A 15,654-nucleotide genomic window follows, 5' to 3' on the forward strand; every position below is an offset into this window, starting at 1 on the left:
TTTTTTTATAAATTTAATTTTAACCCAAGAATAAAAGATTTCGATTGCGGGTATGTTCCCATATCAATCAAAGAAGTAGATTCAGGATCAAAGCCTGTATATTTTGTTACAGTAAATAAGTTTTGTCCGGACAAATACATACGAAGATTAGCATTTCCCAGCATTTCAGGATTAAACGTATACCCAATTTCTACATTCTTTAATCTTAAATAAGATGCATCTTCTATAAAAGCACTTGACATTTGTCCTCCTCCGTTAGAGTTAAAAGTTACTCGGGGAATTGTATTGCTAGTTCCCTCACCATTCCAGGCGTTTAATATTTCTGCATTAGAATTTAACGGTAACTTAGTACTGTAAGTGGTCACTTGTCTTGAATTATTATAGCGATCAATACCTTCTACACCTTGCAAAAGCAGCGATATATCAAAGTTTTTGTAACTTCCGTTAAGGGCTAAACCATAATTAAATTTTGGAATAGGATTCCCTATAAAAGTTTTATCATCGGCATTGATCTGACCATCACCATTTAAATCCCTAAACTTCATATCTCCCGGTACAACACCATTTGTATTGCTATACAATTGCGAATTTATTTCGGCTGAATTCTGATAAATTCCATCAAAAATATATCCGTAATAAGAGTTTATTGGTTGTCCGACTGTTGTTCTGGTATTCATTTTCAGATCTTCAATATTCTTGATATATTGCTGTAAAGCTTCAACTCTGTTGGTTAATGTGGTGAAATTTCCGCTTATGCTATATTTAAATGCATTGTTGTCATTATGATAATTTGCTCCAAATTCAAATCCTTTATTGCTAACGATTCCTGCATTAACATACGTAGATTCAATGACTCCCACAGTTACGGCAGGCAAGCCTACTGTTAGCAGAATGTCTTTGGTTCTTTTATCAAAATAATCAGTTGTAATCGATAGTTTATTTTTTAGGATGCTTAAATCCAAACCAAAATCGGTTTGAGTAGTAGTTTCCCATTTGATATCAGGATTTCCGTAACGGATAATTTTTACATTATCATTTGCTTGCGAAACAAGTGTTTGGTAAGTATTGTTAGGTATTTCCTGATTTCCAGATTGTCCCCAGCTCGCTCTTAATTTTAAATTTGAAACCCAGTCCGCTTTTTCCATGAATTTTTCTTTGGATATAACCCAACCTCCGGAAACTGATGGAAAATAACCCCACTTATTACTAGGGCCAAAACGAGAAGAACCATCGGCTCTAATAGTTCCTGAAGCATAATATTTGTTATTGTAGCCGTAGTTGGCTGAGGCGAAAAAGGAAACTAAAGCCCAGCTAGAACTGGTTCCACTTGCATAATTGTCTACATTTAATCCACCATAATCTAAATAACGGAAAGCATCTGTAGTGTTATCATAATTATTTCTTGACCCACCAACATTATCTTTTTTATTCATTATATTTTCAGTACCTAATAAGGCATTTATACTATGTTTTTCGTTAAGAGTTTTTACATAATTTAAAGTGTTACTAAAAGTAAAAGTCATCTCCTGAGCCATATCATCAGTAAGAGTAGTAGGCCTGTTTATTCTTCCTTGTCCTGGGAAACGTGAATCTCCGCCATCATCATCTCCAAAATTTTGACTGAATTTCTTATCATGTGTAAAAGTCATATCAGCTCCAAAACTACTTCTGAACTTTAAAGATTTGTCGCTTAAAAGGGAGTATTCACCATATAGATTTCCAAAAACTCTAAAAGCCTTGAGTTTGTTATCGATAAGATTTGCAATTGCAATTGGGTTCATTGCAGAATCATAATTACGACTCCATCCTGTCTCGGTATTATTATTCAAATAGAATGGCAAGTCAGTATATGGGTTTGCAGCAGAATAAGTTGGATCATTAACATCTTTATAAACTCCAAAAATTGAAGGTCTAAACATGGCAAAACGAATTACTCCCATTTCATCACCACTAGAAGATAATTTATCTTTAACGCTGTTTGTTAGTTGGATGTTTGTACCCACTTTTAAGCGCTCAGAAAGACTGGAATTAACATTAGTTCTAAAGTTAATTCGTTCATATTTGTTATTGTCTCCAACAATAATTCCTTTTTGGGCAAAATAACCACCGGAAATTAAATATTGTGTGGTTTCATTTCCACCGCTGGCAGAAAGTTGAAAACTTGTTGTTTGCCCGGTTCTGAATAATTCATCCAGCCAGTCCGTATTTGCCAATGCTATTCCGTTTACAGATCCGTCGTTTTTAGCTTTTTGGTATGGACTTATTGCATTTGCATCATTGCCAATACTATTATGCCATGCCTGATCTAAAACCGTTAAGTATTGATCGCTGTTTAGTAGCTTAGGTAAGTTTGTCGCATAATTTAATCCCGTATAATATTCGGCATTGATACTGGTTTTTCCTTTTGATCCATTTTTAGTAGTAATAAGAATCACTCCACCTGCTGCACGAGAGCCGTAAATTGCTGTTGCCGCCGCATCTTTTAATACCGTCATCGACTTAACATCGGATTGATTTAAAAAATTGATATCACGAGTAGGTACACCATCAACAACATAAAGAACTTCATTGTTTCCAAGAGTTCCGACACCTCTAATCCGAATTTCCATTCCGTCTCCAGGTTGTCCTGAGCTTGAACTTACAGATACACCTGCAACCTGACCTTGTAAAGCCTGGCCAACATCTGCCACTTTGGTTTTAGATAATTCACCCATATCGACAGTTGTCACAGCGCTCGTGATTGCAGATTTTTTCTCACTTGTATAACCTACAATTACAACTTCATTTAAGGTATTTACGTCACTTACTAAAGTAATATTTACCTCTTTTCTGCCAGATACGGCAACTTCCTGAGTTTGATATCCAATATAACTGAATACCAAAACAGCATTAGAATCAACACTCGAAATAGAATAATTTCCGTCAAAATCGGTTGTTGAATAATTATTACTGCCTTTTACGGCAATATTAACCTGAGGCATCGGGCCATCACTATCTATAACGGTACCTTTTACTGACTGTGCGTTAGCTAAACTTCCTGCCAGAATTATTACGAGTAAGAATAATTTATAAATATATTTTTTCATCATTATAAGAATGTATTAATTGAATTATTGACTGGTTGCTTTTTTTTATGATTTTTCATTAGTATTTTGTTTTATGGTTATGGCGAAAACGATTGAATTGATTCTCGCTGATAAAATTAATTTAGAGGCATAGGAAATTATGTACACTATTTCGTCAAAAGTGTACACTTATGTTTGTCGTTTAATAATGAAGTGGTTACGACTTACTAGCTTTCTGATTTAAATTTAAGCTGGTAGTTTTTGGGTGTAGAATTATACAGTTTGTTAAATTCACGGTAGAAATAAGAACGATTATTAAAGCCGGATTGATAGCAAACTTCTGAAACAGTCAATTTGTTTTTACGCAGTAATTCTGCAGCATATTTTAATCGGATAGTTCGAATTAAATCACTTGGTGTAAAACCAAAAAGGAGCTTGGTTTTTCTATACAATTGTGAATTGCTGATGCCTAGTTCTTTTTCGATAAATAAACTTTGTAGATTTTCGTTATCGATATTATTACGAATTAGTTTGATTACCTTTTTTATAAAATCCTTTTCGTTGGTATCAGTTGGTTTAGTTGACAAATTATCCACCAGAATGTCATCAGTAAAATGTTTCAGGACAAGTTTTTTCTCTTCAAGAAGCTTTTTTATTCTTATTGATAAATGATCAGGATGAAATGGTTTTGGAATATAAGAATTGGCTCCGCTTCCTATTCCTTCAATTCTGTGTATGACAGAATCTTTTGCGGTAAGCATTATAAATGGAATATGGCAGGTTTTGCTTTGTCCTTTAATTTTTTTGCAGAACTCAACACCATCCATAAATGGCATCATAACATCACTGATAATAATGTCAGGAATCTCATTTTCAAGAATTTTCAGTGCTTCCAAACCATTAAAAGCCGATATTAATTTATATTTTTTGCTTAAAATTTGTTGTAATAGGGAATGAATTTCTTTTTCATCTTCAACAACTAATATTACTTTTCTTTGATCTTCAATTTCTTCAAGGATTGAAATTTTGTTTGGGATTTCTGTATTCTTTATTGGAATTTCTTCCAGTATATTTTTTAAATGGTTTGAAATAAGAATTGGACTTTGAGAGATTTCTAATTCTTTTTTGTCAAATGAATCTTTATTGCATGGTAATAAAACAGTAAAAGTTGTTTCTTTATTTAGGGTGCTGGAAACCTCTATTTGACCTCTTAAAACGGTGCTCAATTTTTTTACATATGCTAAGCCAATTCCAGTTCTGAACATATTATTGTCAGTTTCTTTATGTGTATTGGCTAAAAAAAATGGATCAAAAACAGAATCTAATTCCTCTTTCAAAATACCTTTTCCAGTATTAGTAACTGTTATATTTAATTTTTCTGAACCTTTTTCCTGAATATAAAGTTTAAGAGTTATTCTTCCATTTATCGGCGTATACTTAAAAGCATTTGACATTAGATTAAAAACAATTTTCTCAATTTTATCCTTGTCGTACCAACCTGATAAAGTAGGAGGAATGTCGAGCTTGTAATCAATGTTTTTGTCTAAAGCCCATTCGTCAAACAATTCAGCAATTTGTTCGATTAAACTTATCAAATCGAACTTTTTTGCTTTTATCTGCAAAAAGTTATATTCGGCTCTTCTAAATTCAAGTAATTGTTGTGTAAGAAATAATAACCTCGACGAATTTCGTTGGACCATCTGTATGAATTTCTGGTTTTTTTCGCTAAGATTTTTTGCCTCAGAAAGCTTCTCAACAGGTCCAACAATTAAAGTTAGAGGAGTTTGAAATTCATGTGCAATTTCAGTGAAAAAATTAAGCTTGTTTTCGTGAAGTTCTTCTTCTTTTTTTCTAAAATAAATGTTTTGCTGCAATAACTGGCGCTTTTTATAATAACTAATGACAAATACCACAAAAGCCAAAGAGAGCAATGCGTAAATTAGCAAAGCCAATTTTGACTGCCAAAATACAGGTTTAATGCAAATATCGATGGCATGAACGGGTTTACCCCAAACACCATCTGCATTGGACCATTTTAGCCAAAGAGAATACTTCCCTTTAGGAACATTGGTAAAGGAGATTATTTTTCGATTACCGATATTTTTCCAATCATTATCAAAATTGGTTAATTGATAGGCATATAGACATTTTTCAGTATTAATATACGTTAAAGCTGTCAACTCAATATCAAAAAAATTCTGATTATGATTTAAAACAATTGATGGCCGAGTGTTTGAATTTGGAGTTATAACCAAACCCTGATAGTAGGGAATAGGTTGGTTTTGACCACTAATTTTATCAATAAAAAGATCTGGAATAACAGCTGATTCTTTTATTTTTTGAGGTAAGAAATAATTAAATCCTTTTATTCCTCCCATAAAAATAAATTGAGACTTTAATTCCTTGTAAAAAGCCCCATCAGCAAATTCATTATTTTGAAGGCCGTCATTTTTGGTGTAATTAATAAATTTTAATTTGCTAAAATCGAATTTTGAAATCCCAAAATTTGTGCTTAACCAAAGATTATCTTTTTGATCCGTAATGATTCCGTGAATGGTATTATCAGGAAGGCCATTATTAACAGTGAAGTTTTTAAATACCGCTTTTCCATCGTCTTTTATATGTTCAAGTAGATTTAAGCCAAAACTGGTACCAACCCAAAGTTGATTTTTAGAATCAGTTTGTAAACATAAAATATCATTGTTTGATAAACTTTTAGAGTCATTTTTAATGTTTTTATAGATGGTGAAAACTTCAGAATTTTTATCGAACAAATTTAATCCACCAAATCGGGTTCCTATCCAAAGCTGATCTTCATTTTTTGGAATAATTGAAAAAATATTGTTACTGCTTATTTTATTTGTTTGACTATTATCAGCAAAATATCTTTTGAAATCAGAGACTTTTAAGTTTGAACCCAAGCGTTGAATCTTACATCGAATCATGCCATAACCATTGGTTCCAATCCAGATAAAACCATTTTTGTCCTGATAAATAGAATAAACAGATTTAAAAACTCCACAATCTTCATTTCCTATAATTGCTGTCCAGCTAATTAATTTTGATTTTTCTAAATCAAAAAAAGCTATACCGTCTCCATCCGTACCAATAAAAATCAAGTTGTCTTGTCCTTCACACAATGTAAAAACAGCATTATTAATAATGCTATTGTTTTCATTAAAATTTTTATATTCTAATATAGTTTTGGGATTTAAATAAAAATTTGAAGGAAACTTAAATAACCCTTTACCTTTTGTACCAACCCAGAAAGAATTATCCTGTCCTTTCAGAAAAGTTCTGACAATTGCACCGTCCAATTCAGGCATTTGTGATTTAGAAATAGAGTAAAATGTTTTTTTAAGCGGACTTATTTTAAAAATCCCGTCACCATCAGTTCCTGCCCAGAAAGTGTTTTCATTGCCTTGAATTAGTGTTGTTGTTTTATGATTTTTCAGATGTTCTAACCAATCATAATTTATAATATTACCGTTTGAATCAATAACAAAATGAGAAGACCCAGTTGAAACGACAAGACCTTCGGGAATTTTTCCAATGATTTTGTCAATTTTTTTCTCATAGAAAACAGGAACATTATTATTTGTAGAGTACAGCTGCGAAGTACTTTCTAGAGATAAAGCAAATATTTTTTGTTTTGATACTATTTCAAATGATCGGATTTTATCGGATATTAATTTTACTTTTGAAATCAGTTTTTTTCCATTATTTGCATTTTTTAGCGTTAGCACATATAATTGGTTATTTTCAAACAAGGCTATTAATTCTCCCGATTGTGTGAATTCCATTTTTTTTACAGCCTTCTTCGGAATTTGATTTGAATGTAATAACTCAAATTTATCGTTGTTGAAGTATCCAATTCCCCAATCTTTTGCAGAACAAAACACTTTTTTATCAGTATCAAAAGTAATATTGAATTCAGTTTCAGATAATGGAGGTATATTTTCTCTGCCAAAAAAGTAGCTAGTAAATGTGTTTGTGTTTTTATTGTATCGGTTTATTCCATGAATTGTTAATATCCAAATTTGACCAACATTGTCCTCGTCTATTTTAAGAATAACCTGATTACTGATACTATTTTTATTATCTAATTCAGGACGGAAAATTTTGAAATTACTTCCATCATAACGATTTAATCCATCCCATGTTCCAATCCAAATTAAGTTTTCAGAATCCTGAAATATAGTATTAATAGAACTATTAGATAGTCCTTTAGTATTGTCCAATTGTTCTGAAGAATATTCAATTTTGGTTTTTTGAACAGAATCCTGAACTAATTTATTTTTTTTATTAGGAGAGTTTACCCGAAAATTTGGCGACAACTGCTTTGGTACAGACGTGATATTACTTTTATTTTCACATGCAAAGAGCGCAATAAAGGCAAGACAAAAAAGAGCAATTTTAATTTTCAATTGTATATTTTTTAATGTTTTCTCAAACTAACATAGTCATCGTTCATGTTTTACAACATCGATTTCTATTTATTCATCAAACATTAGTATGCTTGATGTGTGAGAGGTAATTGAAATTAAAGCGCTGTTATATAGTAACTAAGGTATTATTAAGGAAAGTTCTGACATATGACTTTTATCATACAAATTTAATTTTAACATAAAGGGAATTATTGGCAAAAAAAAAAGCTGATACTCAATTGTATCAGCTTTTTGTGTTTTATACTTTTTTGACTTTCTTTAAAGCCTCTATGTAGTTTTCGTTTACCTTTTCCCAATTTATATGCTGGTAGAAAGCATCGATGTAACTTCCTTTTCTATTTTGGTAATCCAGGTAATAAGCATGTTCCCATAAATCGATCCCCATAATTGGAGTTCCCGGAATCAATGCATTTTTCATTAACGGATTATCTTGATTATCAGTTGTCGTTACTTGTAATTTTCCGTATCTGTCTACAACTAACCAAACCCATCCAGATCCAAATTGTTTGGTTGCCTGTCCTTTAAACTGATTTGTAAGGTTATTGAAAGATCCAAATTCTTTATTGATAGAACCAGCCAAAGTATCTTTTGGAGTTAGTTCTTTTGGAGTCAGAATATTAAAATACAAAGTATGGTTGTAATAACCACCAGCATTTTGACGAAGTTTTGCATTGTTGAGATCTAATTTTTTTAAGATATCTTCAATTGGCAGGTTTTCAAATTCGGTGTTTACAATCTCTTTGTTTAGATTATTCGTATACGTTAGATAGTGCTTAGAATAATGCGTCTCCATAGTAAGCGTTCGTATTGCCGGTGCTAATCCATCATACGAAAAAGAAAGTTTTGTTAATTCAAAAGATCCCGGATCTGCTTTTACATCATTTGGAGACCCAATCGTAATCTTCTCTTCTTTTGTCGGTAAAGGTACTTCGACAACTTCAGTTAGCTTATTGTCATTACAAGAAAATAATAGAAACAATGAAGCTAAAATGCCAAAACGGGTAATGTTTTTCTCCATAATGTTAGTTATTTTGATGTTAGTGAATTAATAATTTCTATATAGCTTTCTTTGGCTTCGTCGATTGATATATGGCTAATTTGCATCCATGCATTTGTTTTGAAAGCATCGCGTAAATCAAAATTCTCAGATTGATTGTAGACAGCTGTTCCAAATGTCGCCTGTTTGTAATAGGCATAAAGCCTTAATTGCACATCTTGTGGCAATGAGGCTTGGGTCATTTTCAAAGCAGTTTCTACAGCCTCTAAAAAACGAGTATCTAAATCTTTTTCGATCATTTAAGCTTTTGTAGCAATAATGGTTTTTCCTCCAATTGCTTTTTGGTTTAATACCACATTAATTGGAGTACCTAAAGGTAAAAATAAATCTACCCTTGAACCAAATTTAATAAAGCCGGCATCAGTTCCCTGAACAACCTGCATTCCTTCTTGTGCATAATTTACAATTCTACGGGCCAAAGCACCTGCAATTTGTCTGTACAAAACCTGTCCGAAAGTTTCGTTTTCAATTACAATAGTTGTTCTTTCGTTTTCCTCGCTTGCTTTTGGATGCCATGCAACTAAAAATTTACCAGGATGATATTTACTAAATTTTATGATACCGTCCATTGCGTAACGAGTAACGTGTACGTTAATTGGCGACATAAAGATAGATACTTGTAAGCGTTTATCTTTGAAAAATTCACCTTCGTATACTTCTTCAATAACCACAACTTTTCCGTCAACAGGAGCAAGAATGTGATCGCTGTTTCTGATTGCGATTCTTTTAGGATTTCTAAAAAATTGTAAAATAATGATCAAAACTAATAAACCAGCTAGTTGTACCAGTATTCTCAACCAACTGATATCAATAAATTTCTCAGCAAGTAAAAGTACGGCAACCGTGAAAACAGTACCTAATAAAATGGATGGACCTCCTTCTTTATGAAACATAATATAAAATTTGATAAAATAAAAATATAATTGGTGCTACAAATATAACACTATCTAGTCGATCTAATACACCTCCGTGGCCAGGCATTATTGCTCCGCTGTCTTTTACGCCGGCAACTCTTTTGAATTTTGATTCTATTAAATCTCCAATCGTTCCAAAAATGCTGACAATTAAAGCAATAATCATCCAGATTAAGATTGATTTGTTGCTAAACTCAGGATTAGGCTGTATGTATAATTTTGAAATTAAAAAACCGGCAAAACTAGCAAATACAACACCTCCCAAAAAGCCTTCTATGGTTTTTTTAGGAGAAATGCGTTCAAATAATTTGTGTTTACCCATTGATTTTCCAACCAGATAAGCAAAAGTATCATTGGTCCAGATTAAGACGAATAAACCAATAATAATTTTAGGATTATAGTCTTTAATACCAAAAGAAATTTTAGTGATAAAAAGAAAAGGCAACATGATATATCCAATCAAATAAATGTATTTGGAGACCTTGCTGATGCTCTGCGTGTCATCAAATAAAAAGAAAATACATTTTATAGAGACAATCAAAGTGATTATAAGCAACACAGAGAATAATTTGTCTGTATCAACCGTAATTTGAATGTTTTCTTTTAGAAATTTGTTGATGTAGTTTTCAGTTTCGGCTCTATAGAAACTTATTAGCGAAACTGTAGAGTAAAACAGTGTAACAAACAAGATAGCAATAATCTTGTTGATTCCAGCCAGATTGCAAAACTCATAAGTTGCAATAATTAGAAAAATACCAAAAAGAATGATAAAGCTCTCTGTTGAAAACAGAATAGAAGTTAGTAATAAAGCGATATAAACAGCACCAGAAATGGTTCTCTTGAGTGTTTCATTCATCTTAAAGATCTTCTAAGAGCAATAAATAAAGATTCTTGGCAACACTTCCGTATTGTGTAAAATCTTCTTCTTTCGCTTTTTCGAAATATTTTATTGTGGTAATGTTAGTAGGATAATCTCTTTCGTATTTACGTTTAATAGCGCTTAAACCATCGCTTTTTATAGAAAGGATCTGACTTGTTGTAGCAATAATTACAATATTTGCAGGTAATTCGTTTGGTTTGTTCTGTCTGATTTGTTTTGATGAAAACAAAATAGAACCTTCATCAGCAATAAGATTTTCGCAAGTTGCTAAAAGAAATTTTGGTCTGGCAGGTGCAATATAGAGTAACTTATTTTCCTCTAATAAATGAAAAAGACCCGGTTCATAACAAAGGACTTCATTTTCGAACCAATCGTTTTCTTCTAAAATATTTTCAAACTGTTCAGCTACTTCTTGTTTGTTTTCACAATACAAAAACTTACCGCCATTTTTCTTAAAATTGAAAATGAACCTTTCGTCTATAGACAAATGGCTATCCTGGATTGAATTGCCCGCATATTCACTTTCATTTTCGTCGTCGGAAGCGGCATCGCTAGAACCAAATATTTTTTTGAAAAAATTCATTTTTTATATGAAATACTTTACATGTTAATTGAAAACGTTCAAAGATAAAAAAATCTTAATTCAAAAGGCTATTTTGAATTAAGATTTTAAAAAATATTACGTATTTCTGAAGAATTTACGAAACCACTTCTTCTAAATTTTTATCAAAAGTGCGTTTTCCGAAAATTGTTTCTAAGTCATCTTTAAAAATAACTTCTTTTTCAATTAATATATCAGCAAGCTGATTTAACTTGTCTTTGTTTTCTTCTAAAATTTGAATGGCTCTTTTGTATTGACCTTCAATTAATTCTGAAATTTCAGCATCAATAATTTTTGCTGTCTCGTCAGAATATGGTTTTGAAAAGTTGTATTCGCTTTGTCCTGTTGAGTCGTAATAAGTAACGTTTCCGATTTTATCATTCAAACCGTAGATAGTTACCATAGCACGAGCCTGACGTGTAACTTTTTCTAAATCGCTTAATGCACCAGTCGAAATTCTGTCAAAAGTTACTTTTTCTGCAGCTCTTCCGCCCATAGTTGCACACATTTCGTCTAACATTTGATCTGTTCTAACGATTTGTCTTTCTTCCGGCAAGTACCAAGCCGCTCCTAAACTTTGTCCACGAGGCACAATAGTTACTTTAATAAGTGGTGCAGCATGTTCTAACATCCAGCTTACAGTTGCATGACCAGCTTCGTGAATAGCGATTGCTCTTTTCTCTTCTGGAGTAATGATTTTATTTTTCTTTTCAAGACCGCCAATGATTCTGTCAACAGCATCAAGGAAATCTTGTTTGTCTACTGCGGTTTTGTTGTTACGGGCAGCAATTAATGCAGCTTCGTTACAAACGTTAGCAATATCAGCACCAGAGAATCCCGGAGTTTGTTTTGCTAAGAAATCAAGATCAAGACCTTCGACTTTTTTGATAGGAGCTAAGTGTACAGCAAAAATTTCAGCTCTTTCACGAATGTCCGGTAAGTCAACAAAGATTTGTCTGTCAAAACGTCCAGCACGCATTAAAGCTTTGTCAAGAACATCAGCTCTATTGGTTGCAGCCAAAACAATTACGTTAGAGTTTGTACCAAAACCATCCATTTCTGTTAGTAATTGGTTCAAAGTATTTTCTCTTTCGTCATTTCCGCCAGACATATTGCTTTTTCCTCTAGCTCTACCAACAGCATCAATTTCATCAATGAAGATAATAGCAGGAGATTTTTCTTTAGCTTGTTTAAATAGATCACGAACACGTGAAGCACCTACACCTACAAACATCTCTACGAAATCAGAACCTGATAAAGAGAAGAATGGAACCTGAGCCTCACCGGCAACAGCTTTTGCAAGCAAAGTTTTACCAGTTCCAGGAGGACCTACAAGTAAAGCTCCTTTAGGGATTTTACCTCCAAGATTGGTGTATTTTTCAGGGTTTTTCAAGAATTCTACAATTTCTTGTATTTCTTCTTTTGCACCTTCTAAACCTGCAACATCTTTAAATGTAGTTTTGATATCAGTTTTCTCATCAAACAATTTAGCTTTAGATTTTCCAATGTTAAAAATTTGTCCGCCACCGCCACCTGCGCCACCTGACATTTTACGCATAATGAAAATCCATACACCAATAATGATGATGATTGGAAGCAAACTAATTAAAATATCGCTCCAGTTATTTTTTTCTTGGAAAGTATAATTTTTTAACTTTTTATCTGCTATAGCAGTTTGTAAGCTTTTTTCAAAATTTTGAATATCTCCAATTTTTACAATATAATGAGGTCCTTTATTAACCCTTTCAAACATATCTTTGGATACTTTTTTGTTTGCAGGATCTTTAAGAGCAGCAGCAGTAAGGTATACTTCTGTTTCTGATTTATTATAGATTATTACCTTTTCAACTTGACCTTTTTGTAAAAGATTATTGAAATCAGGAGGTGATAGTTGTATTGGTTCGCTTAAGTTAGATCCACCGGTTGCAAAACTTATAAATAAAAAAACTAAAAGTATTGCGGTGTATATTAACCAAGGACTTATTTTAAATTTACTCGGATTTGGATTATTATCTTTAGCCATTAGAAAAAATTTTCTTTAGTATTTGTTTTCGATTGTAGTTATTTTGGCGTCACCCCAAAGGCTTTCGATATTATAGTATTCACGAATGTGTTTTTGGAAAACATGTACCACGATATGCACATAATCCATCAGAACCCATTCTGCATTATCGGTTCCTTCTACGTGCCAAGGTTTGTCTTTTAAGTCTTTAGATACTGTTTTTTGAATTGAGTTTACAATGGCGTTAACTTGGGTATTAGAGCTTCCGTTGCAAATGACAAAATAGTCACAAACAGCCGTGTCTATTTCTCTTAAGTCAAGAATATCGATATCATTTCCTTTTACTTCTTCAATCCCTTTGATTATGTTCGCCAATAGAACATCATTATTAATCGTCTTTTTCGCCATGAATTATTTTATATGAATTTGTAAAGTTACCAAATTTTGTGATTATTTTTGAACCTTAACAAAATATTAAATTAAGTTATTTAAATTACCTAGATGAAGCTAATCAAACTCGATGCCATAGATTCAACAAATGATTTCTTAAAATCATTGTCAAGCCAAGATGAACTTGAGAATTTCACTGTCGTAACAGCTGAAAATCAGACAAAAGGAAAAGGGCAAATGGGAGCAAAGTGGCAGTCTGAATCCGGTAAAAACTTAATTATGAGTGTCTTGGTGAAGGAATTTCTATATGATAATGAACAGTTTTTTAATCTGAGTATTGTGGTTTCATTAGCCGTAATTGAGGTTTTAAAAACGTTAAATATTTCTGATTTAAGTATAAAATGGCCGAACGACATTATGTCATACAATAAGAAAATTGGTGGCATACTAATCGAAAACACCATAAAAAGCGATGGCAGAATCGTGTCAGTTGTCGGATTAGGACTAAATGTCAACCAAACTAATTTTGATCATTTGCCAAACGCATCTTCTTTGGCAGTCATTGCCGGAAATACTTTTGATAAAGATGCTCTGCCAGCCTTAATTATCGAAAAAATGCAGGAAAAAATCCAATTATGGCGAACTAATTCTGATGATTCCTGGGCAGCTTATTTTGAAACCTTATTCCGAAAAGGAATTCCAATGCCATTCAAAAAACTAGACCCCGAAACCTCTGGGCAAAATTTCATGGGAATCATTCAAGGCGTTTCTTCTGTTGGAAAAATTCAAATTTTATTAGAAGACGATTCTGTTTCCGAATTTGATATCAAAGAAGTTCAGATGCTTTATTAGGAGGTTCAGAGGTGCATAGTTGCAAAGGTCCAGAGGTTTAACATAGAGACGCATATTTGTTTGCTCCATGTTGTAAAAAGGTTTCAAGGTTTTTTTTAAAATCAAATCAGTGTAAATCCGTTTTATCCGTTAAATCCACATGCCATTTTCATCAATTTAAACCTCAACTAATTTATCTGTTTTAGGAGCTATTTTTCTATTCCAATAAAAGATATAAATAGTTCCCAGAATGGAAGGTGCCATCCAGGTAATTATATTTCCAATACCAATTCCGGCAACAATAAATGCTGTTATTGAAGCGATTAAAGCCCCAATCATTTTACCGATGTGTTTAGAAAGCCAGTTTTTATTGGATACCGAAAGATTTTTGAAGAATATAAAATCTTTCACTGTCATGTAAAATCCAAAACCTCCGAAGAAAGTAAACAAAATACCATTTTCGATACTATTGAATTGACAATATAGTCCAATTGAAATCATTATTACGGAAAAGAATAACATACTTCCGGAGATTAATTTATCAGTGAAATCGGCCTTTGTTTTGCGTTTAAAATTTAAAAAACGATTTCCCGAAATAACCAGATAAATGGTAAACAAACCAATTAAGAATAAAAAGATATTCTGATGTTTAGGCATCCAGCAAATCGGAATAGAAATAAGAGAACTCGTTACCATTCCTATGGAAAATAGTTTACCCATTTTCTTATGTAATGATCCTCCTTTTTTGACTATAATACTTCCAATTCCGGTAATAAGTCCAATTCCTCCAAAGAAGGCATGAATATAAATTAAAATCTTGATAGTTGCTTCCATTTTTAGGTTTGTTAGTTTAATGGATCAAACTTCGATCAATAATTTAGCTTACAATAATTAATAGTTCCGAACTGTAATTTTTTGAGGATGAACTGGAGGTTTTGCCACGAAGGCACAAAGGCGCAATTTTTTTTTTTTTTTTGAATAATCTCGTAAAGGCGCAGAGTTGTAAAGTTTTTTTTAATGCAACAGATTAATGATTAAAATAACTGCACAACCAAAATGAAACAAAAACTTTGCGCCTTTGTGGCAAAATCATAAAAAAAGCCCGATCTGAACATGCCCCAAAAAGTTAGACACTATTTGGGGCATTTTTTATGGAAAGAAAAGTAAAGTATGACTATGCATTTAAGTTAGAATGTGTAGAATTGGTTTTAAAGAAGCATTATTCAGATGGATATGTTTCAAAATTAAAACAGACTCCAAGATGGAATATTCGTAAGTGGGTCAGTTTTTATAAGACATATGGTAAAATTGGTTTATTGCCACGAATGAATCAAAGCTATTCAGCCGAATTTAAGCTAAAAGTGCTCAATATCATAGAAAAGGAATCCCTTAGCTTGATGCAGGCTGGTATAAGATTTAATATTCCCGATATTTCCATAGTTTTAAAATGGAAAAAAGATTTTGCT

At 32.4% G+C, this 15,654-nt stretch carries 11 protein-coding genes and 1 pseudogene; 2 read left to right on the plus strand and 10 right to left on the minus strand.

What is annotated here, in order from left to right:
• Positions 1 to 5: 5 nt before the first annotated feature.
• From CHB81_RS13770 to rsfS, 9 genes are all read right to left on the minus strand, one after another.
• Positions 6 to 3,089, minus strand: a complete 3,084-nt coding sequence (locus tag CHB81_RS13770; protein ID WP_089352442.1) for a TonB-dependent receptor — start codon at positions 3,087 to 3,089, stop codon at positions 6 to 8.
• 203 nt (positions 3,090 to 3,292) lie between these two features.
• Entirely contained in the window at positions 3,293 to 7,492 is a 4,200-nt protein-coding gene (locus CHB81_RS13775) for a two-component regulator propeller domain-containing protein (RefSeq protein ID WP_254921096.1), read from the minus strand.
• Positions 7,493 to 7,751: 259 nt separating this feature from the next.
• Entirely contained in the window at positions 7,752 to 8,531 is a 780-nt protein-coding gene (locus tag CHB81_RS13780; RefSeq protein WP_089352443.1) for a superoxide dismutase, read from the minus strand.
• An 8-nt stretch (positions 8,532 to 8,539) separates the two neighbouring features.
• Positions 8,540 to 8,809 carry an acyl-CoA-binding protein gene (locus CHB81_RS13785; RefSeq protein ID WP_089352444.1) on the minus strand — a complete coding sequence of 90 codons (270 nt, stop codon included), beginning with the start codon at positions 8,807 to 8,809 and terminating at the stop codon, positions 8,540 to 8,542.
• On the minus strand, positions 8,810 to 9,463 hold the full coding sequence (locus CHB81_RS13790) for a phosphatidylserine decarboxylase family protein (RefSeq protein ID WP_089352445.1): 654 nt from the start codon (positions 9,461 to 9,463) through the stop codon (positions 8,810 to 8,812).
• On the minus strand, positions 9,453 to 10,340 hold the full coding sequence (locus tag CHB81_RS13795; RefSeq protein ID WP_089352446.1) for a phosphatidate cytidylyltransferase: 888 nt from the start codon (positions 10,338 to 10,340) through the stop codon (positions 9,453 to 9,455). Before CHB81_RS13795 ends, CHB81_RS13790 begins: the two co-directional genes overlap by 11 nt.
• A 1-nt stretch (position 10,341) precedes the next feature.
• Positions 10,342 to 10,947, minus strand: a complete 606-nt coding sequence (locus CHB81_RS13800) for a lactate utilization protein B/C (protein WP_089352447.1) — start codon at positions 10,945 to 10,947, stop codon at positions 10,342 to 10,344.
• 115 nt (positions 10,948 to 11,062) lie between these two features.
• Complete coding sequence (ftsH, locus tag CHB81_RS13805; protein WP_089352448.1) at positions 11,063 to 12,988, minus strand: ATP-dependent zinc metalloprotease FtsH; 1,926 nt, start codon at positions 12,986 to 12,988, stop codon at positions 11,063 to 11,065.
• A gap of 15 nt (positions 12,989 to 13,003) precedes the next feature.
• Positions 13,004 to 13,375: a ribosome silencing factor gene (gene rsfS, locus CHB81_RS13810; RefSeq protein ID WP_007809313.1), complete on the minus strand. Its 372-nt coding sequence runs from the start codon at positions 13,373 to 13,375 to the stop codon at positions 13,004 to 13,006.
• Positions 13,376 to 13,468: 93 nt separating this feature from the next.
• Here rsfS and CHB81_RS13815 point away from each other — a divergent pair, with 93 nt between their 5' ends.
• Entirely contained in the window at positions 13,469 to 14,209 is a 741-nt protein-coding gene (locus CHB81_RS13815) for a biotin--[acetyl-CoA-carboxylase] ligase (protein WP_089352449.1), read from the plus strand.
• Between the two features lie 156 nt (positions 14,210 to 14,365).
• Here the strand turns inward: CHB81_RS13815 and CHB81_RS13820 are convergent, their stop codons facing one another.
• Positions 14,366 to 15,022 (minus strand): hypothetical protein, encoded by a 657-nt coding sequence (locus tag CHB81_RS13820; protein WP_089352450.1) that lies wholly within the window; start codon positions 15,020 to 15,022, stop codon positions 14,366 to 14,368.
• A 317-nt stretch (positions 15,023 to 15,339) separates the two neighbouring features.
• Between CHB81_RS13820 and CHB81_RS13825 the strand changes: the two are divergent.
• Positions 15,340 to 15,654 (plus strand): annotated as a pseudogene (locus CHB81_RS13825) (hypothetical protein); the annotation flags it as partial.

The organism is Flavobacterium sp. ov086, assembly GCF_900187965.1.
Lineage (GTDB): Bacteria > Bacteroidota > Bacteroidia > Flavobacteriales > Flavobacteriaceae > Flavobacterium.